The sequence below is a fragment of the Spiroplasma endosymbiont of Clivina fossor genome, assembly GCF_964031115.1.
GTDB lineage: Bacteria > Bacillota_I > Bacilli_A > Mycoplasmatales > Nriv7 > Nriv7.
In genome coordinates, this window is the sequence record NZ_OZ035006.1 from 111,956 (window position 1) to 133,189 (window position 21,234).

The 21,234-nt window shown below is 25.3% G+C and carries 36 protein-coding genes and 2 pseudogenes; 32 read left to right on the forward strand and 6 right to left on the reverse strand.

The genetic code is table 4. The features are described 5' to 3' along the window. Positions 1-23: 23 nt before the first annotated feature. Together tyrS and AAHM82_RS00760 are read right to left on the reverse strand one after the other, a co-directional pair. Complete coding sequence (tyrS, locus tag AAHM82_RS00755) at positions 24-1,271, reverse strand: tyrosine--tRNA ligase (RefSeq protein ID WP_342264235.1); 1,248 nt, start codon at positions 1,269-1,271, stop codon at positions 24-26. A 153-nt stretch (positions 1,272-1,424) separates the two neighbouring features. Continuing rightward, the gene (locus AAHM82_RS00760; RefSeq protein ID WP_342264236.1) at positions 1,425-1,934 is read right to left on the reverse strand and encodes a hypothetical protein; all 510 of its coding nucleotides are present in this window, start codon (positions 1,932-1,934) and stop codon (positions 1,425-1,427) included. A gap of 209 nt (positions 1,935-2,143) precedes the next feature. On the opposite strand from AAHM82_RS00760, the gene AAHM82_RS00765 reads away from it, so the two are divergent. From AAHM82_RS00765 to AAHM82_RS00825, 13 genes are all read left to right on the forward strand, one after another. Further along, positions 2,144-2,275, forward strand: coding sequence for a hypothetical protein (locus AAHM82_RS00765; RefSeq protein WP_342264237.1), 132 nt, complete (start codon positions 2,144-2,146; stop codon positions 2,273-2,275). Next, complete coding sequence (locus tag AAHM82_RS00770) at positions 2,256-2,438, forward strand: hypothetical protein (RefSeq protein ID WP_342264238.1); 183 nt, start codon at positions 2,256-2,258, stop codon at positions 2,436-2,438. Before AAHM82_RS00765 ends, AAHM82_RS00770 begins: the two co-directional genes overlap by 20 nt. Positions 2,439-2,470: 32 nt before the next feature. After that, positions 2,471-2,842: a hypothetical protein gene (locus AAHM82_RS00775; protein ID WP_342264239.1), complete on the forward strand. Its 372-nt coding sequence runs from the start codon at positions 2,471-2,473 to the stop codon at positions 2,840-2,842. 2 nt (positions 2,843-2,844) lie between these two features. After that, positions 2,845-3,123 (forward strand): transposase, encoded by a 279-nt coding sequence (locus tag AAHM82_RS00780; RefSeq protein WP_342263780.1) that lies wholly within the window; start codon positions 2,845-2,847, stop codon positions 3,121-3,123. A gap of 32 nt (positions 3,124-3,155) precedes the next feature. After that, positions 3,156-3,812: an IS3 family transposase gene (locus tag AAHM82_RS00785; protein WP_342264240.1), complete on the forward strand. Its 657-nt coding sequence runs from the start codon at positions 3,156-3,158 to the stop codon at positions 3,810-3,812. Between the two features lie 481 nt (positions 3,813-4,293). Next, a complete protein-coding gene (locus AAHM82_RS00790) occupies positions 4,294-4,620 on the forward strand; it encodes a hypothetical protein (RefSeq protein WP_342224263.1) in 327 nt (108 codons plus the stop codon). Positions 4,621-4,622: 2 nt separating this feature from the next. Then, positions 4,623-4,844, forward strand: a complete 222-nt coding sequence (locus AAHM82_RS00795; protein ID WP_342224264.1) for a hypothetical protein — start codon at positions 4,623-4,625, stop codon at positions 4,842-4,844. Positions 4,845-5,008: 164 nt separating this feature from the next. Further along, a complete protein-coding gene (locus tag AAHM82_RS00800) occupies positions 5,009-5,239 on the forward strand; it encodes a hypothetical protein (protein WP_338967679.1) in 231 nt (76 codons plus the stop codon). Between the two features lie 164 nt (positions 5,240-5,403). Continuing rightward, positions 5,404-5,649, forward strand: a complete 246-nt coding sequence (locus tag AAHM82_RS00805; RefSeq protein WP_342264241.1) for a hypothetical protein — start codon at positions 5,404-5,406, stop codon at positions 5,647-5,649. A gap of 24 nt (positions 5,650-5,673) precedes the next feature. Then, complete coding sequence (locus AAHM82_RS00810; protein WP_342264242.1) at positions 5,674-6,657, forward strand: hypothetical protein; 984 nt, start codon at positions 5,674-5,676, stop codon at positions 6,655-6,657. Between the two features lie 6 nt (positions 6,658-6,663). Continuing rightward, positions 6,664-6,948 carry a hypothetical protein gene (locus tag AAHM82_RS00815; RefSeq protein WP_338968736.1) on the forward strand — a complete coding sequence of 95 codons (285 nt, stop codon included), beginning with the start codon at positions 6,664-6,666 and terminating at the stop codon, positions 6,946-6,948. A gap of 2 nt (positions 6,949-6,950) precedes the next feature. Further along, positions 6,951-7,199, forward strand: a complete 249-nt coding sequence (locus tag AAHM82_RS00820) for a hypothetical protein (RefSeq protein WP_342264243.1) — start codon at positions 6,951-6,953, stop codon at positions 7,197-7,199. 21 nt (positions 7,200-7,220) lie between these two features. Next, entirely contained in the window at positions 7,221-7,613 is a 393-nt protein-coding gene (locus tag AAHM82_RS00825) for a hypothetical protein (protein ID WP_342224268.1), read from the forward strand. Between the two features lie 273 nt (positions 7,614-7,886). On the opposite strand, the gene AAHM82_RS12505 is transcribed toward AAHM82_RS00825, so the two are convergent. Beyond that, positions 7,887-8,279, reverse strand: a complete 393-nt coding sequence (locus tag AAHM82_RS12505) for a transposase family protein (RefSeq protein WP_342264845.1) — start codon at positions 8,277-8,279, stop codon at positions 7,887-7,889. Then, positions 8,276-8,716 carry a transposase family protein gene (locus tag AAHM82_RS12510; protein ID WP_342263396.1) on the reverse strand — a complete coding sequence of 147 codons (441 nt, stop codon included), beginning with the start codon at positions 8,714-8,716 and terminating at the stop codon, positions 8,276-8,278. Before AAHM82_RS12510 ends, AAHM82_RS12505 begins: the two co-directional genes overlap by 4 nt. A 206-nt stretch (positions 8,717-8,922) precedes the next feature. Between AAHM82_RS12510 and AAHM82_RS00835 the strand changes: the two genes are divergently transcribed. The 18 genes and pseudogenes from AAHM82_RS00835 to AAHM82_RS12535 all read left to right on the forward strand — a co-directional run. Then, positions 8,923-9,054, forward strand: a complete 132-nt coding sequence (locus tag AAHM82_RS00835) for a hypothetical protein (RefSeq protein ID WP_342264244.1) — start codon at positions 8,923-8,925, stop codon at positions 9,052-9,054. A 43-nt stretch (positions 9,055-9,097) separates the two neighbouring features. Beyond that, positions 9,098-9,538, forward strand: coding sequence for a transposase family protein (locus tag AAHM82_RS12515; protein WP_342263396.1), 441 nt, complete (start codon positions 9,098-9,100; stop codon positions 9,536-9,538). After that, a complete protein-coding gene (locus AAHM82_RS12520; RefSeq protein WP_342264845.1) occupies positions 9,535-9,927 on the forward strand; it encodes a transposase family protein in 393 nt (130 codons plus the stop codon). The genes AAHM82_RS12515 and AAHM82_RS12520 overlap by 4 nt, the downstream gene beginning before the upstream one ends. 158 nt (positions 9,928-10,085) lie before the next feature. After that, positions 10,086-10,262 carry a hypothetical protein gene (locus tag AAHM82_RS00845; RefSeq protein WP_342264245.1) on the forward strand — a complete coding sequence of 59 codons (177 nt, stop codon included), beginning with the start codon at positions 10,086-10,088 and terminating at the stop codon, positions 10,260-10,262. Positions 10,263-10,305: 43 nt separating this feature from the next. Next, positions 10,306-10,746, forward strand: coding sequence for a transposase family protein (locus AAHM82_RS12525; protein WP_342263396.1), 441 nt, complete (start codon positions 10,306-10,308; stop codon positions 10,744-10,746). Then, entirely contained in the window at positions 10,743-11,135 is a 393-nt protein-coding gene (locus AAHM82_RS12530) for a transposase family protein (RefSeq protein WP_342264845.1), read from the forward strand. The genes AAHM82_RS12525 and AAHM82_RS12530 overlap by 4 nt, the downstream gene beginning before the upstream one ends. 435 nt (positions 11,136-11,570) lie before the next feature. Beyond that, entirely contained in the window at positions 11,571-12,512 is a 942-nt protein-coding gene (locus tag AAHM82_RS00855) for a bifunctional oligoribonuclease/PAP phosphatase NrnA (protein ID WP_342264246.1), read from the forward strand. Positions 12,513-12,521: 9 nt separating this feature from the next. After that, the gene (gene tsaE / locus AAHM82_RS00860; protein WP_342264247.1) at positions 12,522-12,998 is read left to right on the forward strand and encodes a tRNA (adenosine(37)-N6)-threonylcarbamoyltransferase complex ATPase subunit type 1 TsaE; all 477 of its coding nucleotides are present in this window, start codon (positions 12,522-12,524) and stop codon (positions 12,996-12,998) included. Continuing rightward, positions 12,985-13,560 (forward strand): hypothetical protein, encoded by a 576-nt coding sequence (locus tag AAHM82_RS00865; protein WP_342264248.1) that lies wholly within the window; start codon positions 12,985-12,987, stop codon positions 13,558-13,560. The genes tsaE and AAHM82_RS00865 overlap by 14 nt, the downstream gene beginning before the upstream one ends. A gap of 15 nt (positions 13,561-13,575) precedes the next feature. Further along, entirely contained in the window at positions 13,576-13,938 is a 363-nt protein-coding gene (locus AAHM82_RS00870) for a type III pantothenate kinase (RefSeq protein ID WP_342264249.1), read from the forward strand. A gap of 11 nt (positions 13,939-13,949) precedes the next feature. Further along, on the forward strand, positions 13,950-14,327 hold the full coding sequence (locus AAHM82_RS00875; RefSeq protein WP_342264250.1) for a type III pantothenate kinase: 378 nt from the start codon (positions 13,950-13,952) through the stop codon (positions 14,325-14,327). Further along, positions 14,327-14,911 (forward strand): tRNA (adenosine(37)-N6)-threonylcarbamoyltransferase complex dimerization subunit type 1 TsaB, encoded by a 585-nt coding sequence (gene tsaB, locus AAHM82_RS00880; protein WP_342264251.1) that lies wholly within the window; start codon positions 14,327-14,329, stop codon positions 14,909-14,911. The genes AAHM82_RS00875 and tsaB overlap by 1 nt, the downstream gene beginning before the upstream one ends. A 520-nt stretch (positions 14,912-15,431) precedes the next feature. Continuing rightward, positions 15,432-15,758, forward strand: coding sequence for a hypothetical protein (locus AAHM82_RS00885; RefSeq protein WP_338967894.1), 327 nt, complete (start codon positions 15,432-15,434; stop codon positions 15,756-15,758). 187 nt (positions 15,759-15,945) lie between these two features. Beyond that, positions 15,946-16,905 (forward strand): IS1/IS1595 family N-terminal zinc-binding domain-containing protein, encoded by a 960-nt coding sequence (locus AAHM82_RS00890; RefSeq protein WP_342264252.1) that lies wholly within the window; start codon positions 15,946-15,948, stop codon positions 16,903-16,905. 57 nt (positions 16,906-16,962) lie between these two features. Next, positions 16,963-17,136, forward strand: coding sequence for a hypothetical protein (locus tag AAHM82_RS00895; RefSeq protein ID WP_342264253.1), 174 nt, complete (start codon positions 16,963-16,965; stop codon positions 17,134-17,136). Positions 17,137-17,300: 164 nt separating this feature from the next. After that, positions 17,301-17,531 carry a hypothetical protein gene (locus AAHM82_RS00900; protein WP_342264254.1) on the forward strand — a complete coding sequence of 77 codons (231 nt, stop codon included), beginning with the start codon at positions 17,301-17,303 and terminating at the stop codon, positions 17,529-17,531. A 78-nt stretch (positions 17,532-17,609) separates the two neighbouring features. Further along, complete coding sequence (locus AAHM82_RS00905; protein WP_342264255.1) at positions 17,610-17,933, forward strand: hypothetical protein; 324 nt, start codon at positions 17,610-17,612, stop codon at positions 17,931-17,933. A 771-nt stretch (positions 17,934-18,704) separates the two neighbouring features. Then, positions 18,705-19,622: pseudogene (locus AAHM82_RS12535) on the forward strand (IS256 family transposase); the annotation flags it as partial. Between the two features lie 93 nt (positions 19,623-19,715). Here AAHM82_RS12535 and AAHM82_RS00915 read toward each other — a convergent pair. Continuing rightward, a complete protein-coding gene (locus AAHM82_RS00915) occupies positions 19,716-20,021 on the reverse strand; it encodes a hypothetical protein (RefSeq protein ID WP_342264257.1) in 306 nt (101 codons plus the stop codon). After that, positions 20,006-20,680, reverse strand: coding sequence for an IS1/IS1595 family N-terminal zinc-binding domain-containing protein (locus tag AAHM82_RS00920; protein WP_342263624.1), 675 nt, complete (start codon positions 20,678-20,680; stop codon positions 20,006-20,008). Before AAHM82_RS00920 ends, AAHM82_RS00915 begins: the two co-directional genes overlap by 16 nt. 85 nt (positions 20,681-20,765) lie before the next feature. Between AAHM82_RS00920 and AAHM82_RS12540 the strand changes: the two are divergent. Next, positions 20,766-21,026: pseudogene (locus tag AAHM82_RS12540) on the forward strand (transposase); the annotation flags it as partial. Between the last annotated feature and the right edge of the window lie 208 nt (positions 21,027-21,234).

Genomic DNA, 21,234 nt, shown 5'->3' on the forward strand with positions numbered 1-21,234 from the left:
TGAAAATCTTATTGTTTTAAATATTAATGACTATTAACTTCAACAATATAATAATGTTGTTTACCTTTACGAATAAAAATTATTTTATCATATAACAATTTATCTTTAGATAATAAATAGTTTTCATCATTAATAAGTTGCTCATTAACATAAATAGCATTATTCTTTAATAGTTCCCGAACTTGAGTTTTAGAACTACATACTTGAAGTAATAAAAGTAAATCAATAAGTTTATGTTCTTGACTAACAGTTATTCACGGAACAGCATTTTTCATTTGTTGAATTTCACTCATTTGTAACTGCATAACTTTTTGCGAAAATAATGCTTCACTAATATTAATCGCCATCATAACTTCTTGTTGGGAATGAACAAAAGCAACAATTTCTTTTGCTAATACCTTTTGGGCATGTCTTTTAGCCTTATTAACATTATGTTTTGCCATTATTTGCAAAATATCATCTAATGATAACAAAGTTAATCATTTTAAAAGTTTTTCAACATCAGCATCATTTTGATTAACAAAAAACTGATACAAAATATATGGGGATGTTAAATTAGCGTCTAACCAAATTGTTCCTTGCTCCGTTTTACCAAACTTAACACCATTACTTTGCGTTAATAATTCAATCGTTAACCCACTTGCTAAATGATTATCTTGTTCTTTTTTACGAATCAATTCAATTCCAGCAGTAATATTCCCTCATTGGTCACTACCACCAATTTGAACTAAACATTGATAATTCTTATATAAATACCAAAAATCATATGCTTGTAAAAGCATATAAGAAAATTCAGTATAAGAAATTCCTGTTGCAAGTCTTGTTTTAATTGATTCCTTATCAAGCATATAATTAATCGTAAACTCTTTCCCCAAATCTCTTAAATAATCAATTAAATTTAATTTTGATATTCAATCATCATTATTTAAAACTTTAATATTATGATCTAATAATTTATCTAATTGTAAAGCAAGCGCATCACTATTTAATTTTACTGTTTTAGCATCTAATAATTTTCTTTCTTCAACTTTAAAACTCGGATCACCAATCATTGCCGTCGCACCACCAATAACAGCAAGCGGTTTAAAACCCGCTAATGAAAAGCGATATAATAAAACAATTTGCAATAAATGTCCCACATGCAATGATGTTGCTGTTGGATCAATACCACAATAAACACTAGCATTACTATTCTTAGCCTGTTTTATTTTTTCACTATTAGTAACTTGTTTTAAAAGTTCTCGGGCTTGCAATTCTTCTAAAAATTCCATTTCTTACCATTCTTTCTCTTATTTTTGTTTTTCATCAATTAAATTAACAATGCTCCGATTTTTTTCAGTAACTTGCTGTTGATCATAAAATTTACTAGCGCATTGATGAATATCATTAAAACGATTAACATAACTTTGCGCCCGAATATAACCCTAACTAGTATCATCATAATGGGCATCATTAGTTGCTAAATTAACACTATTATCACTTTTTCGATTAATAAAATTAATTGGAATTGGATTAACATTTCTCGTCATATTTCTTCCTTCAACATATATTGAAAAATCTTGATATTTTTGAATTTTACGATTAATAATTTCTTGCTGAACATGCTCATTAACATATTCTTCAATTGAACTATAAGTCTTTGTTGTTCTAACTAATGATTGTGGTCTAATACTATAAGTATTATTTACTAATGAAAAATCTTTTAGTTTATCATTAGCAATATTTTCTTTACTAGCATTAGAACCTGTAATTGGTGAAATAATCTCTGTTGGTTCATAACCATATACTTGTTTTTGTTGCATTCAATTTCTTTGTTTACGACGATTTTCAGCAATTTTTGACTCTGCAATTTTTTGCTGATGACTATTTTCTTCATAAAGTTTTGATAATGGACCATTTAATCCATATTTAATTTTAAAATCATTAGTATTCATTATGACCCTCCTTTTAAAAGAAGCATGCGTTCTTTTAAATTATAACATAATCAAAATTAGATTTTTTGTACTAACTATTTTAATTTTGTCGAAAACTCTTGATATTTATTGAATATACCTAAAAATTAAGTATATTCAATAAATATCAAGAGTTTTCGACAAAATTAAAAAAAATTCTTAAAAAGTATTTTCCTAATAATATTGTTACGATGCAATTTTTTCAGAGACAAGATAATGTTATGCTTTGTGGTATTGATGAAGTTGTGGCCTTATTGAAAGAATTTGTAACACCATTAGAAAAAATATCTGTTTATGCTTTAAATGATGGTGATATTATTTAAAGCTAATATTCCGGTTTTAAAAATAACCGGTCCTTATCATTTATTTGGTTATTTAGAAGGAATTATTGATGGCATTTTAGCAAGAAGAAGTAGTGTTGCTACTAATTGCAATGAGATTTTAAAAGTTAGTAATGATAAACCAATCATCTATGTTTGATCGTAATGATGACTATCTTAATCAACAAGGTGATGGTTATGCTGCATATATTGCTGGTATTAAATCACAAGTTATGAGAACACAAACTGAAATGATGAAATAATCAAGAAATATTGGTTGGGACAATGCCACACGCTTTAATTCATGGTTTTAATGGTGATATTATTAAATCTTTAGAAGCTTATAGTGAATTATTTCCTAATGATACGTTAGTAGCATTAGTTGATTTTGATAATGATGTTATTAATACTAGTTTAAAAGTATGTCGTCATTTTCAAAATCGTCTTAGTGCTGTTCGCGTTGATACTAGCATTAGTTTAGTTGATAAATATTTTACTGTTTGGATAGGCTACAATAAATTGGACCATAATTATATAAACTTCAAAATTATTAAGAAAGAAGGAATATAAAAATGGGAAATAAAACCTCATACTCTGAAGAATTTAAAAAACAAATTGTAATGCTATACAAAAATGGCAAAAGTGTTATTAATTTAGGGAAAGAATATAATTTACCAAAACCAACTATTTATAGTTGAGTTAAAAATTATAATAATTCTGGGTCATTTAAAGCAAAAGATAATCGCACTGTCGAAGAAAATGAATTAATTTACTTGCGAAAAGAAAACCAACAATTACGAATGGAAAATGACATTTTAAAGCAAGCAGCACTGATAATCGGCAAAAAATAACAATAATTAATAACAACAAAACTAAATATTCAGTGAGGAAAATATGTAAGATTTTAGGTTTACTAAAATCAACATATTATTATCAAACTAATAAATGCACTAAGTTTGATATTAATAATTATGAACAAGAAGTTATCAGTGCATTTAATAAAAGTCGTAAGATTTATGGTGCTCGTAAAATTAAAGCTGTTTTAATAAGAAAAAATATCATCTTATCACGACAAAAAATCCGATTCATTATGATCAAAAATAATTTGGTTTCTAAATACACCAAATTAAAATATCGTAATCATGAAAAAACAGTTAATAATGACCAAATTAATAATGTTTTAAATCGTCAATTTAATGACCAAAAACCCAATGAAGTTGTTGTTAGTGATTTAACATATGTTCAAGTTGGTACTAAATGACATTATATTTGTTTATTAATTGACTTGTTTAATCGCGAAGTAATTGGCTATAGTGCTGGACCAAATAAAACTGCTGAACTAGTTCAACAAGCTTTTCACAAGATAACACGACCATTAAATAAAATAACTTTATTTCATACTGATCGTGGTAATGAATTCAAAAATAAAATCATTGATGAAATTTTAATAACCTTTAAAATTCAAAGATCATTAAGTACCAAAGGATGCCCGTATGATAATGCTGTTGCTGGGACGCATAAAGTTTTGTTAGGTAGGTAAATATTTGAATAAGTATTAAGACAGTCAGCAATGATTGTCTTTTTATTTTATAAGATGTTAAAAATTTGTTCTTTGAAAATTAAATACAAGTGAGTTAATAATGTTGGTATGTATTAAAGCACGATAAATTGTGGGTGGTCGCCATAACCAAAAGAAGTTTACCAGTTAATAGATAACATCCTATTAGCTATAGCAATTTATTTCGTTTTGCAATAAAAAAATGAATGGGTGAATTTCCTAAAAATATACACGCTATTAAATTAGTTCCAAGGGTAGGATGCGGATATTAAAGTGTAGAAATTTCTATATAGGGGTATACTAAGTTTAAAATTATTAAAATCTTTATCTAATTAAAAAACAAAATTTACTAACAAAGCTTGTTAAACACTTAAATCTGCGATATATAAGTGTTTAAAAAACTAAGTTAACTAACTAACTTAGTTAATATAACTTAGTTTATTCATAAGAAAGGTAATTTATTATGAAAAACATTGAAAACATTTTCTTAAATACTAAAAAATATCTTTTAAAAGAAACGCAAAACGCAATGTTTATTAAAGCGCCAAAAATTCCGTGATTTAATGAACAAATCGGTATTTGGTTTCCAAAGCGATTTGTTTATAAAGGAAAATATGAAAATTCTATTTGTATCGGAATAATCAAGAATAGTGAATATCAAGTAATTTCGATTAATCAACAAGAGCAAGAAACCAAGTTAATTAAGGGACAAGAATTATTAGGCTTCTTCATTGCCGAAAAAGAAAACAACAAAAAAGATATAAATTATAACTACTTTAAAGGAGTTTAAAAATGAATATTGCGATTGGAATAATATTTATTATCATCTGCATAATGTTATTGGCATATTTTGCTTATAAAATTTATGTCAAAATAAAAATTAGAATTAAATATAAAAATGCCATTAAAAATAATACTGGTAATTTCACAAAAGACGAAAAAGTGTTTATTGCTCGCTTTGAAGAATGGGTTAAAGCTCCTAATTCAAAAGAAAATAATGAGAATAAAAAATAATGTTTTGAGAAATTATTATGGAATTTTTAAAACTGTTTATTCCGATAGAAAAAATGCCTGCACAAGTTGCTTTTATTGCGGGATTAATTATTATCATTACTTTTCTTTTCGCGTTAATTTCAATTATGTATTTACCAATAAAAATGATTTTTGGGAGATAAAAAATGACAGTAAATTTAAAAGAATTTAATTGAGAACAAATTAAACAAACTTTCTGAGATTTATTTATTCAAATTACAACTATTCCCGCTCATATTAGTGGTGGTAAAGAAATTGATTTAACTCAAGAAACACTTTGGCTTTTAATAGCAAACATTGCTTTTTGATTATTAACAGCGATTATGGTGTGATTTATTCTAATGCTACTTTGGAAAACCATATCAGTATTTAGATAGAGACAAAAGTAATGTCGCCGAGTTACATTGTGATGCATTCACAAAGAAATTCAAAATTAATTAGGAAAAAATACAATCATGTTAAGGTTAACCGCGGTTTTAACAAATTTAAGAAAAACTTTAAATATAAATGTGAATGTTTTAAAAAGAAAGGGGGTGATTATATGATTGGAACTTTCTTGGCCGATGCACCAGCAACAGTAGAAAAAATAACAGCTAGTGATGCGATGACTAAATTGTGAAATGCAATTATAACGGCGTTTACTAAAATGTGAGAAATTATTGCTGTTAATATGCCACAAGTCAGTAACTTCTTTGCTGACTACTGAATCTTCATTTTTCCATTTATTTTGGCAATATTCTTTATTTGCTTTAAAATGTTTGAAAAACTACTTGGAGCAGTACGCTAATAAAAAAATAAAGTGAGGTGCAAGATGAAATTTTGCAAATGAATAATAGAAAAAAATAACCATTTTATTGAATTAAATCGCACCTCATTTTTAATTTTATGACATTGGGGAGCAATTTGATATATTTACAACGGTTATTTTAAAAACATTGTAAGCTATTTATTTTTAGCAGGTTGTATTTTAATTTTTCTTTTTAAAATAAGTAATTTAACACAAATTAACAAAGTTATTAATTTCTTAAAAAACTCACCATTAAATATTGTGATTGGTTCATTAGGAACTGGAAAAACCGCTTTTCTAGTGTACGCATCAAAATTACTAAAAAAGAAAAAATATCACATCGCCTCAACATTTCCATTACTAGAAACTCAAAAATTAAGTTTAGGACATATGGGATTATTAGACTTTGATTATCCGGTATTGCCAGACAAAACATTACTGCTATGAGATGAAACCAATTTATTTTTAGAAGGAACCGATTGAGAAAAAAATAATACCAAAAACGAAGAAACCGGTATTCAAGAATATTTCGCTCTGGCACGACATTTTGGTCATATTGTTCTCGCTAGCGGTCAAAGAGATAAACATATTTGAGTTAAAGTTCGTGATATTGCCAATAATGTGATTGTGGGAATTCGTAAAAAACCAGTTAATATTTTTCGTCCCTACTTAAAAGTCATCTATGGTACCTTTACTAGCATTGAAGAATATGAACGCTGACGAAACACCTTAATTGATGCAAAAAATAGCAAAAAAGGTCGCCGTATTAAATATCGTGATATTCCTGAACTTGATATTTATTTTTTTAAATTAAAAATTCCTTTACCAATACTTAACACTTACAATTCTTTTTACCTAGCGTTTTTAAGAGATTACTTAAATGCAAAAGTAAATCCTGACTATGAAGACAAATACTATAATGACACAGCAATTGATTTAGAAGACTTAGAATACTTAAAAATGGATAAATTTAGCAAATTTTTAAGAAAAATGAAAGAAAAGGAATAATAAAAAATGGAAAATCTCGCAAAAATGGCCGACTTTCTCGCCCAAATGCTTTATAAAGTTTTTGATTTAATTTGAAGTCTTGAAGTGCCGGGAACAAATATTCAACTAATATTTCCTTTATTCTTAACACTGGCTGTAGAATTTCTTATGGCAATTATTCTTGGATTTGGTAGTCAACAAGTTAATTTAGAAAAACAACGCCAATATGCTGTTAAAAATAAGGGGCGTTTAAGTGCGTGAGGAAAAGCTAAAAAACAAATAAAACCAATAAAAACAAAACAAGGTAACTAAAAATGTTTAAACTAATTATTATTTTTATCTTAATAACTGTGCTTGGTTTATTAGCTGGTAGTCATTTTGAAACTTTAACGAACTATATTAGCGAAGGTCTTGCCAATTTCCAAAAATTTATTACTAGCAATTTAACAATTTTAGAACTGTTTAAACCAATGGCTCGGACATTTTCACAACATCCAATCTTTACCATTCTTGGTGTCACTTCTGTACTTATTGCTTTATTTATTGTGATTAAAGGACGATAAAAATATGAAAGGAGAATTAAAATGAAAAAACTTTTAGGAAAATTATTTAAAAAAGATAATTCAAAAGAAAAAACGCCGTTAAAATTAAGAATTAAAAATTCTTTTAAAAAACAGTGGTTAAAAATAGTATTAAGTATCATTTTCATCTTTATAAGCTTATTACTTTGTACATTAACAGTAATTGATACTAAATGAATAACCGGAACAAGTAACGAATTTAATGATTTTATGAATAAACAGATGGTTGATTTCTTTGGCAAGTTTAATAGTGGTATTATGCTGGCAGGAATATTTGTTTTTTGATGAGGCGGAGCAATATATTTTGCAATTAAATTTGAAAAATTAATCCGCTTTATTGTTCAGAAAATTAGAGCAAAAAGAGTCTTGAAAAATGAAATCAAACAAACTCATTAATTCTTTAAAAAAATATTGATGAAGAATTTTACCTTACATTTTTATGGTTATTATCTTTTTCATTCCATTTTTAAAATTGGAAATTAATGATTTGAAATTATTAGACTTCTTGCAAAATTAATATGATAATTATAATTTTTAAATTTAAAATAAATATAAAAGTGTTATTAAAATAATTTTTAGATTATTTTTACAAATATTTTGTCATTAAAACATAATAAAAATTATTATTTACAATAAAAAAAGACTGAAATTTTAAATTATCAAATATATTTAAACTAATAGTTGTAAATTATAAATTGAAGCTATTAAATTAAATCTTAAAGCAAATCTTTTTCTACGATTTCGATATTTTTCACTAATAATTTTAAATTTTTTAAGTATAGCAAAAACATTTTCAATAACAATTCTCATTTTTGAAATTCGCTCATTATTTTGCTTTTCTTCTTTATTTAAAGGGTTTTTCTTTGATTTTCTTTTAGGAATTAAAACATTATGATTAATTTTTTGTATGCCTTGATAACCTAAATCCACTAAAACAGTTGTTTCTGGTAAAAATTTAATTTTTGAATCTTTTAAAATTTTAAAGTCATGGTTTTTACCATAAGAAAAATCAGAACTAATAATTTTTTTACTATCTTTTTCAATTATAACTTGTGTTTTTATTGTGTGTTTTTTCTTTTTTCCTGAGTAGTGCTGTTTTTGTCTTTTTTTGGGCGTTGGATTTGGCTTTCAGTTACATCAATTATAACAGTCTTATCTTTGAAATAATCTTTTAATAGTGATTTTTGACCAGTAAGTTGTTGAAAATTAGGGTGTTTTATTAAAGTGTCTTCAATTCATTTGATATTTCTATAACAACTACTTTCACTAATATCATAACTTTTTGCAATATGAAAATAAGTTCTATATTCTCTTCAATATTCTAAAGTCATTAAAATACGATTTTCTAATGATAATTTATTGGTTCTTCCGCGACGAAATCTCTTTTTTAATTCTTCTATTTTTAAAATTTCTAGCATTTTATTAAAAGTAGTATGTTTAATACCAGTTAATCTTAAAAAATTTTTATCACTTATTTGATTATTTTTTTTAAATTTCATTTAAATTCCACCTTTTTATTAAAAACAACAATTCAATTATATTTTAAATTAATTTTGCAAGAAGTCTATTATATATCCTCAAACAAAAAAATTCTACTTTTACTATATAGACTTCTTACAATACTATGATAGTAACTGAAAATTGCATTATTGAAGCAATTAAATTAAACTTTGTTAAAATTACTACCAAAGAAAGGTGATTTTTTATGTTAAAAATTAATAATAATGTAAAAACCTTAGAAAACAAGCATTGATTCAGTTTATTCGCAACCCATAAAAATATGTACACTAACAAATGCGAACAATTAGCTAATAGACTTCTTGCAAAATTAATTTAAAATATAATTGAATTGTTGTTTTTAATAAAAAGGTGGAATTTAAATGAAATTTAAAAAAAATAATCAAATAAGTGATAAAAATTTTTTAAGATTAACTGGTATTAAACATACTACTTTTAATAAAATGCTAGAAATTTTAAAAATAGAAGAATTAAAAAAGAGATTTCGTCGCGGAAGAACCAATAAATTATCATTAGAAAATCGTATTTTAATGACTTTAGAATATTGAAGAGAATATAGAACTTATTTTCATATTGCAAAAAGTTATGATATTAGTGAAAGTAGTTGTTATAGAAATATCAAATGAATTGAAGACACTTTAATAAAACACCCTAATTTTCAACAACTTACTGGTCAAAAATCACTATTAAAAGATTATTTCAAAGATAAGACTGTTATAATTGATGTAACTGAAAGCCAAATCCAACGCCCAAAAAAAGACAAAAACAGCACTACTCAGGAAAAAAGAAAAAACACACAATAAAAACACAAGTTATAATTGAAAAAGATAGTAAAAAAATTATTAGTTCTGATTTTTCTTATGGTAAAAACCATGACTTTAAAATTTTAAAAGATTCAAAAATTAAATTTTTACCAGAAACAACTGTTTTAGTGGATTTAGGTTATCAAGGCATACAAAAAATTAATCATAATGTTTTAATTCCTAAAAGAAAATCAAAGAAAAACCCTTTAAATAAAGAAGAAAAGCAAAATAATGAGCGAATTTCAAAAATGAGAATTGTTATTGAAAATGTTTTTGCTATACTTAAAAAATTTAAAATTATTAGTGAAAAATATCGAAATCGTAGAAAAAGATTTGCTTTAAGATTTAATTTAATAGCTTCAATTTATAATTTACAACTATTAGTTTAAATATATTTGATAATTTAAAATTTCAGTCTTTTTTTATTGTAAATAATAATTTTTATTATGTTTTAATGACAAAATATTTGTAAAAATAATCTAAAAATTATTTTAATAACACTTTTATATTTATTTTAAATTTAAAAATTATAATTATCATATTAATTTTGCAAGAAGTCTATTACATTAATGAAAATATTAATTCAGAAATAGAAATCAGAAAAGAAATATATAAAAATTCATTATGAAATAAATATAATAACAAAAATGATGATAGTTGAATCAGCAAAGGCAACATTGTATATACAAATAAATATATTAGACTTCTTGCAAAATTAATTTAAAATATAATTGAATTGTTGTTTTTAATAAAAAGGTGGAATTTAAATGAAATTTAAAAAAAATAATCAAATAAGTGATAAAAATTTTTTAAGATTAACTGGTATTAAACATACTACTTTTAATAAAATGCTAGAAATTTTAAAAATAGAAGAATTAAAAAAGAGATTTCGTCGCGGAAGAACCAATAAATTATCATTAGAAAATCGTATTTTAATGACTTTAGAATATTGAAGAGAATATAGAACTTATTTTCATATTGCAAAAAGTTATGATATTAGTGAAAGTAGTTGTTATAGAAATATCAAATGAATTGAAGACACTTTAATAAAACACCCTAATTTTCAACAACTTACTGGTCAAAAATCACTATTAAAAGATTATTTCAAAGATAAGACTGTTATAATTGATGTAACTGAAAGCCAAATCCAACGCCCAAAAAAAGACAAAAACAGCACTACTCAGGAAAAAAGAAAAAACACACAATAAAAACACAAGTTATAATTGAAAAAGATAGTAAAAAAATTATTAGTTCTGATTTTTCTTATGGTAAAAACCATGACTTTAAAATTTTAAAAGATTCAAAAATTAAATTTTTACCAGAAACAACTGTTTTAGTGGATTTAGGTTATCAAGGCATACAAAAAATTAATCATAATGTTTTAATTCCTAAAAGAAAATCAAAGAAAAACCCTTTAAATAAAGAAGAAAAGCAAAATAATGAGCGAATTTCAAAAATGAGAATTGTTATTGAAAATGTTTTTGCTATACTTAAAAAATTTAAAATTATTAGTGAAAAATATCGAAATCGTAGAAAAAGATTTGCTTTAAGATTTAATTTAATAGCTTCAATTTATAATTTACAACTATTAGTTTAAATATATTTGATAATTTAAAATTTCAGTCTTTTTTTATTGTAAATAATAATTTTTATTATGTTTTAATGACAAAATATTTGTAAAAATAATCTAAAAATTATTTTAATAACACTTTTATATTTATTTTAAATTTAAAAATTATAATTATCATATTAATTTTGCAAGAAGTCTATTACATTTAAGTAAGTAAAAATATTAGTTAAAATTTAATAAAATTAATAATTTTTTATTTTAATTTTGTCGAAAACTCTTGATATTTATTGAATATACTTAATTTGCATATTGAAATAATTTATAGTAAATGATTATTTTTTCTTTTTTAAAAAATACCTAACAAAACTAAACGCGACCAAATATTAAAATTATTTATTATTTTAAAATTAAGAGAATTTGTTATAAAATTACCTTAATAAGTTATTTTAGGAAGGTAACAATATGAAAGATAAGATTTTACAATTAATTAAGGAACATAACCGAATTATATTGCTTCGTCATATTATTCCTGATGGTGATGCTTATGGTGTACAGTTAGGTTTAAAAGAAATTATTAAATCTAATTGACCTAATAAAATTGTCTTAGCGGCGGGAACGAATAGTGATTATTTAAACTTTATTGGGACTATGGATACAGTGCGGGATGATGACTTTAAAGATAGTTTAATTATTATTGGTGATTGTGGTAATTTAGCACGAGTTGATGATGACCGATATAAATTAGCAAAAACTATTATTAAAATTGACCATCATCCCAATATTGAACCTTATGGTGATATTATTTGAGTTGATGAGCAATTTGGTTCGGCTAGTGAAATGATTGCTTTATGAGTTAAGGAATGTAATTTAAAGATATCATCATTAGCAGCAAGAATTATTTATCATGGGATGGTAACTGATAGTGGTCGTTTTCTTTATTCACGAACTAATGCCAGAACATTTAGTCTTGCTAGTTTTTTATTAACAAAAGGGTTTGATTTAGATCAATTATATCGTGAAATGTATCAAGTTAGTGAAGAAGATTTAAAATTTATGAGTTTTGTTTATGAAAATTATCAAACTTCAACGAAGGGAGTTTTATATTTAGTAATTGATAACAAAACATTAAAGAAATTAGGCATTAATCATAATACTGTTGCTAGTAAGGTCAATCTATTAGCTAATGTTAAAAATAAACCAATTTGAGTATTTTTTTGTGAGGATGAAAATCATAATATTCGTGTTGAACTACGATCAAATAAATTTTTTGTTAATACTGTTGCTAGCAAATATAATGGTGGTGGACATAATTTTGCTGCGGGAGCACGAATTAATGATTTTAATGATGTTAAAAATATTATTAGTGATTTAGATGAAGTGATTAGTAGAGGAGAACCAAAATAAGTGGTGAATTTGCAGTTTATAACTCATAATGAGGCACAAACAGAAGCATTGGGAGCTATTATTGCTAAATATGCTACGACGCCGGGTTTTATTTTGTTACAAGGAGCATTGGCCGCTGGGAAAACAACATTTACAAGATATTTAGCAAATGCCTTGCAAATTTCAGCCGTGGTTAATTCGCCAACATTTGTTATTATGAATGAGTATGTAATTCCAAAACAATCATTTAAATTAATTCATATGGATGCTTATCGTTTAAATAATGATGAAGATTTAGAAATGTATGAAGAGGCATTTAATAATAATTTAAATATTATTGAATGATATGAAAATGTTTTACAAATTATTGATTTTAATAATGCATTAATCTTACAATGGAAGATAATTGATGATACTATCAGAGTAATTAATTTAAGTGGTAAAGGTCTTCTTGCAACGCAAGTAATTAAATTTTTACAGGACAATGATTTAAATGTTAAATGTTAAGGCAATTAGTTATTTAGCTCTTAGTGTAGCCTTACTACTATTATTTACTTTTACACCGTTTCTAGGTTATATTCAAATTAGTGTTATTAGTATTACTTTAGTTCCTTGTGTGGTAATGATTATTAGTATTATTTGAATTAAAATTTTAAAGTGGAACCCATTTATTGTTGGTGTTATCTCAGGATTGTTATTAGGATTAAGTTCTTTTTTAGCATCATTTGTTATGGGCGGACCTTTGGCAGTAGTTTTTCAAAATCCATTATTTAGTATTGTACCAAGATTATTAGTTGGTATTGTTTCAGGGATTATATTACAATTTCTGGTATTGCGTTCTGAATTTCGTTATTGATTAACAATTATCATTTGATCATTTTTTGTTATTAGTACTAATTCTTTGGCAACTTTAGCAATGATTTGTTTTTTAGGAGATGCGTTTTTTCCTGATCTTAATGTGTTGCAATATATTAGTTGATTAGCATTAGCAACAAATTATTTACCAGAACTTATGATTACAACTTTAATTATTTTACCAATTGTTAAGGTTATTAATAAAATAGGTTAGCAAAGGAGAATATTTATGAAGTTATTAGTTGATATTGGTAATAGTTTAATTCATTTAGGTGTTTATCAAGAAAATCAAAAAGTATTTTATGAGCAATTATCTAGTAATATTAATGTTGATAAATTATTATCTTGTATGGAAGAAGTTCTTGAACCATTTTTATTAAAAATTCAACGATGTATTGTTAGTAATGTTAAACCGCAATTTAATTCGGTAATTGAATTATTAGTTGAAAAATATTGTTGGAATTATTTACTTGTTGATAGGGGGTTAAAAACAAATTTTAAATTTGTTTTAGATGATGTTATTACTTTGGGTGCTGATTTTAATAGCAGCAGCGGTAGGGGCCTGTTAGTGTTTATCCAAATCGTAATATAATTATTATTGATATGGGGACAGCAACAACAATTTCGTGTATTAAAAATAATTCGTTTATTGGTGGTGCAATATTGCCAGGATTACTAACAAGTGGCGAAGCTTTAATTGAAAAAGCAGCTTTATTGAAAAAAGAACCTTGATTTTTGCCACCAGAAATGATTGCTAAAAATACTAAAGATTGTTTAAGCGTTGGTATTATTTATGGTCATGCAATGGCAATTAAAGGTATTGTGGAAACTTATCAAAAACAATTAAAAGATTCAGTAGTAATAATATTAGGTGGTAATTATTTTTTTGTTAAAAATATCTTGCAGGATTATCAATTTATTAATGATTTAATTTTTACTGGTTTAAATATTTTATGAACATTAAATGAAGGTGAAGAATAATGAAAACATTATTTTTAGATACAACAAATGGATATTTAGTAATTATTCTACAAGATGATGGTGGTTTATTAGATAGTTTACAAATTTGAAATCATCAAAAACACACTGAGAAAGCAACAGTTTTAATAGATGAAATGTTAACTAATCATAAATTAAGTTGATTTGATATTGATAGTTTATATTTAACTGTTGGTCCGGGAAGTTATACTGGAATTCGGGTGGGGATTACAATTGCGAAAACAATGAAAGCTGTTAATGAGACCTTGCAAGTTTTTGTTACGAATAGTTTATTATTGCAAGTTGGTAACAAGCAGGCAATTAGTGTTATTAATGCTAGAACTGATCAATTTTTTGTTGCGGTTTATGATAATTTCCGTCCGATGGTTTTGGAACAAGTGGTTACAAGAAATAATTTATTATTGAAAAAAGAATGAAAAAAATTTAAGTTAGTTGAAGATTATCATCGGGTTGATTTAGTAGAAAATTTTTTACAAATTAAACATTTATGTAAAAAAGTAACTAATGTTGATGATTTAGAGCCATTATATTTAAAGGAATTACAGCTTAAAAAACATTATGAATAAAATAAAAGGGCGCATAAAGTTTTGTTAGGTAGGTAAAGGTTTGAATAAGTATTAAGACAGTCAGCAATGATTGTCTTTTTATTTTATAAGGTGTTAAAAGTTTGTTCTTTGAAAATTAAATACAAGTGAATTAATAATGTTGGTATGTATTAAAGCACGATAAATTGTGGGTGGTCGCTACAACCAAAAGAAAGTTTACCAGTTAATAGATAATGCCCTATTAGCTATAGCAATTTGTTTCATTTTGCAATAAAAAATGAATGGGTGGATTTCCTAAAAATATACACACGCTATTAAATTAGTTCCAAGGGCAGGATGTGGATGTTAAAGTGTAGAAATTTCTATATATAGGGGTATGCTAAGTTTAAAATTATTAAAATCTTTATCTAATTAAAAAACAAAATTTACTAACAAAGCTTGTTAAACACTTAAATCTGCGATATATAAGTGTTTAAAAAACTAAGTTAACTAACTTAGTTAATATAACTTAGTTTATAACAAATAAGAAAGGTAATTTACTATGAAAAACATTGAAAACATTTTCTTAAATACTAAAAAATATCTCTTAAAAGAAACGCAAAACGCAATGCTTATTAAAGCACCAAAAATTCCATGATTTAATGAACAAATCGGTATTTGGTTTCCAAAACGATTTGTTTATAAAGGAAAATATGAAAATTCAATTTGCATCGGAATAATAAAAGATAGTAAATATCAAGTAATCTCAATTAATCAAAAAGAAAAAGAAACCAAATTAATTAAAGGACAAGAATTATTAGGCTTCTTCATTGCCGAAAAAGAAAACAACAAAAAAGATATAAATTATAACTATTTTAAAGGAGTTTAAAAATGAATATTGCGATTGGAATAATATTTATTATCATTTGCATAATGCTATTGGCATATTTTGCTTATAAAATTTATGCCAAAATAAAAATTAGAATTAAATTTTAATTTTGTCGAAAACTCTTGATATTTATTGAATATACTTAATTTTAGGTATATTTTTAATATGATAGAGGTGGATAATAATTATGGAAAAAATAATTCAAGAACTAGTAAATACTTTAACAGATGATCAATTTTTAGAATTTTATGAAAAAGTCAAACAACAAGCAGAATTAATAAAAAAACAAAAACGTTTAAATGAAATTGATCAAAAATTTAGAGCGCAAGGTATTAAATGCCCTAAATGTGAATCTTACCATTGCGTTAAAAATGGACATAATTCAGAAGGAAAACAAAAATATTTATGTAAAAATTGCCGTGCAAGTTTTGACGCTTTTCGTAATCATTTTATTTATTGAAGTCATTTAAATTATGAACAATGAAATTTATTGATTCAAATTTCATTGCCGGGGCAATCTAGTAAAACAATTTCTCGTTTTATTAAAACTACATTAAAAACTGCTTGATATAATCGTCAAAAATTAATGAAATCAAAACAATTAGAAAATACCCAATTAAAATTTAAAAAATTATCTGGTAAAATCCAAATCGATGAAACATTTATTAAAGAAATCCATAAAGGAAATTTCAAATATAAAACTGATCCACGAAGAATTCACCTTGACCCATTCGCAACTAATACTAAATGCTGTATTCAAATGACAATTGATAATAATAACAATATTTATGTTAAATCCACAAACACCAAACGTTTACAAAAACAATGAGTTATTGAAAATATGAACAAAGAATTAATTAACGAAAATTCAATTATTACTTCTGATATGCAAAAATTATATTTTTTAGTAGCAAAACAAACAAATTCTACTTTATGTGTAACTAAAACAACAATTAATCCTGAAGCTAGTTATCGTAACTTAAATAAAATCAGTAAATTACAATCTAGTCTTAAAGAAGCCTTAATTCATTATCATGGTTTAGGTTTTACTAATATTCAAAATTATTTAAATCTCTGAAAATGAAAATACCAACATAAGGGTTTAACTCCAAACCAACAAACAGCGATATTATATTTTAATGTATAAAAAAGTTAAAGTAAAAATAGTAATTTTACATAAAAGCCTTTTAAAATTATCAAGTTGATGATTTTTTTTATTTTATCAAGAGTTTTCGACAAAATTAAAAGAATTAAATATAAAAATGCCATTAAAAATAATACTGGTAATTTTACAAAAGACGAAAAAATATTTATTGCCCGCTTTGAAGAATGAGTTAAAGCCCCTAATTCAAAAGAAAATAATGAGAATAAAAAATAATGTTTTGAGAAATTATTATGGCATTCTTAAAACTGTTTGTTCCGATAGAAAAAATGCCTGCACAAGTTGCGTTTATTGCTGGATTAATTATTATCATTACTTTTCTTTTCGCATTAATTTCAATTATATATTTACCAATAAAAATGATTTTTGGGAGATAAAAAATGATAATAAATTTAAAAGAATTTGATTGAGAACAAATTAAACAAACTTTCTGAGATTTATTTATTCAAATTACAACTATTCCAGCTCATATTACTGGTGGTAAAGAAATTGATTTAACCAAAGCACCACTTTGATTTTTAATAGCAAACATTGCTTTTTGATTCTTAACAGCGATTATGGTGTGATTTATTCTAATGCTACTTTGAAAAACAATATCAGTATTTAGATAGAAGCAAAAGTAATGTCAAGAAGTTACATTGTGATGCATTCACAAAGAAATTCAAAATTAATTAGAAAAAAATATAACCGTGTTAAGGTTAATCGTGGTTTTAATAAATTTAAGAAAAACTTTGAATATAAATGATGAATGCTTTAAAAAGAAAAAGAGTGATTATATGATTGGAACTTTCTTAGTAGATACACCAGCAAAAATAACAGCTAGTGACGCGATGACTAAATTATGAAATGCAATTATAACGGCGTTTACTAAAATGTGAAAAATTATTGCTGTTAATATGCCACAAGTCGGTAACTTCTTTGCTGACTACTGAATATTCATTTTTCCATTTATTTTGGCAATATTCTTTATTTGCTTTAAAATGTTTGAAAAATTACTTGGAGCAGTGTGCTAACAAAAAAATAAAGTGAGGTGCAAGATGAAATTTTGCAAATGAGTAATAGAAAAAAATAACAATTTTATTGAATTAAATCGCACCTCATTTTTAATTTTATGACATTGAGGAGCAATTTGATACGTTTACAACGGTTATTTTAAAAACATTGTAAGCTATTTATTTTTAGCAGGTTGTATTTTAATTTTCCTTTTCAAAATTGGTAATTTAACACAAATCAACAAAGTTATTAACTTCTTAAAAAACTCACCATTAAACATCGTTATTGGTTCGTTAGGAACTGGAAAAACCGCTTTTCTAGTGTACGCATCAAAATTACTAAAAAAGAAGAAATATCACATCGCATCAACCTTTCCATTACTAGAAACCCAAAAATTAAGTTTAGGACATATGGGATTATTAGACTTTGATTATTCGGTATTGCCAGACAAAACTTTACTTTTGTGAGATGAAACCAATTTATTTTTAGAAGGAACTGATTGAGAAAAAAATAATACCAAAAACGAAGAAACCGGTATTCAAGAATATTTCGCTCTGGCACGGCATTTTGGTCATATTGTGTTAGCTAGCGGTCAAAGAGACAAACATATTTGAGTTAAAGTTCGTGATATTGCCAATAATGTGATTGTGGGAATTCGCAAAAAAACGGGCCTGTCCAAAATTCTGTGTCTCGATAATTCATTCTGAATTATACTTAAACGAAGGAGAACAGAAAATGACAAAAAAATAAAAAAAGAACCTGATGCAATTGATAAAGTTGTTGATTATTTTTTAGAAAATATTGATAATCCACAAGATTTATTTAAAGGCAATACTATTTTTCAGGAATTTACCAAAAAATTAACTGAACGAATGTTAAATACGGAAATTAAAGATCATCTTGAAACTGATGAGAATCATAATAAAAGAAATGGCAACACACAAAAAACCATTATTACTAAAAATGGTTCAATCGCAATTGATGTACCAAGAGATCGAAATAGTACTTTTGAACCAGTAATTATTCCGAAAAGACAAAGAAGATTTGATAACTTTGATCAAAAAGTAATTTCTTTATATGCAAGAGGAATGACAATTTCTGATATCAAAGCACAATTGCAAGAATTCTATCACGGAGCAGAAATTTCAGAAAGTTTAATTAGTCAAATAACTGATGATGTTATTGAAGAAGTTAAAATGTGACAAACTAAACCTTTAGAGAAGATTTATCCGATTGTTTATTTTGATTGTATTGTTGTTAAAGTAAAGCAAGATAAACGAATAATAAATAAAGCAGTTTATCTTGCCTTAGGAATTAATTTAGATGGTTTAAAAGATATTTTAGGAATGTGAATTAGTGAGAATGAGGGAGCCAAATTTTGACTTAATAATCTTACGGAAATGAAAAATCGTGGCTTACAAGATATTCTTGTTGCTTGTAGCGATAATTTAACTGGAATGTTTGATGCAATAGAAGCTGTGTTCCCAAAAACACAGCACCAATTATGCATCGTTCATCAAATTCGTAATAGTTTAAAATTTGTCCCTTACAAAGATCGCAAACTTGTAGCTAATGATTTAAAATCAATTTATACAGCAATTAATGAAGAAATAGCGCTAGTTGCTTTAGATCATTTTTCTGAAAAATGAAATAAAAAGTATCCACAAATTACTAAATCATGAAAAAATAACTGAAATAATTTTTTAATTTTGTCGAAAACTCTTGATAAAATAAAAAAAAATCATCAACTTGATAATTTTAAAAGGCTTTTATGTAAAATTACTATTTTTACTTTAACTTTTTTATACATTAAAATGTAATACCGCTGTTTGTTGGTTTGGAGTTAAACCCTTATGTTGGTATTTTCATTTTCAGAGATTTAAATAATTTTGAATATTAGTAAAACCTAAACCATGATAATGAATTAAGGCTTCTTTAAGACTAGATTGTAATTTACTGATTTTATTTAAGTTACGATAACTAGCTTCAGGATTAATTGTTGTTTTAGTTACACATAAAGTAGAATTTGTTTGTTTTGCTACTAAAAAATATAATTTTTGCATATCAGAAGTAATAATTGAATTTTCGTTAATTAATTCTTTGTTCATATTTTCAATAACTCATTGTTTTTGTAAACGTTTGGTGTTTGTGGATTTAACATAAATATTGTTATTATATTATTATCAATTGCCATTTGAATACAGCATTTAGTATTAGTTGCGAATGGGTCAAGGTGAATTCTTCGTGGATCAGTTTTATATTTGAAATTTCCTTTATGAATTTCTTTAATAAATGTTTCATCGATTTGGATTTTACCAGATAATTTTTTAAATTTTAATTGGGTATTTTCTAATTGTTTTGATTTCATTAATTTTTGACGATTATATCAAGCAGTTTTTAATGTAGTTTTAATAAAACGAGAAATTGTTTTACTAGATTGCCCCAGCAATGAAATTTGAATCAATAAATTTCATTGTTCATAATTTAAATGACTTCAATAAATAAAATGATTACGAAAAGCGTCAAAACTTGCACGGCAATTTTTACATAAATATTTTTGTTTTCCTTCTGAATTATGTCCATTTTTAACGCAATGGTAAGATTCACATTTAGGGCATTTAATACCTTGCGCTCTAAATTTTTGATCAATTTCATTTAAACGTTTTTGTTTTTTTATTAATTCTGCTTGTTGTTTGACTTTTTCATAAAATTCTAAAAATTGATCATCTGTTAAAGTATTTACTAGTTCTTGAATTATTTTTTCCATAATTATTATCCACCTCTATCATTAAAAATATACCTAAAATTAAGTATATTCAATAAATATCAAGAGTTTTCGACAAAATTAAAAAAATAATTTAATAATTTTTCTTGAATATCCTCAAGAATTTAGAAGGATTATTTACACAACTACTGCGATTGAATCTGTTAATAGTCAACTAAGAAAAGTCATTAAGAATAAAAAGATTTTTCCTAATGACGCATCAGTTTTTAAAATATTTTATTTAGCATTTCAAAATATGGTTAAGAAATGAACGATGCCAATTCAAAATTGGGGTAGTGCAATTTCACATTTAATGATAAAATTTGAGGACAGAGTGAATTTAAGTTAATTACTTAGAGACACAGTTAATTGTACAGTCCCCAAAAAAACCAGTTAATATTTTTCGCCCCTACTTAAAAGTCATCTACGGTACCTTTACGAGCATTGAAGAATATGAACGCTGACGAAACACCTTAATTGATGCTAAAAATAGTAAAAAAGGGCGTCGCATTAAATACCGTGATATTCCTGAACTTGATATTTATTTTTTTAAACTA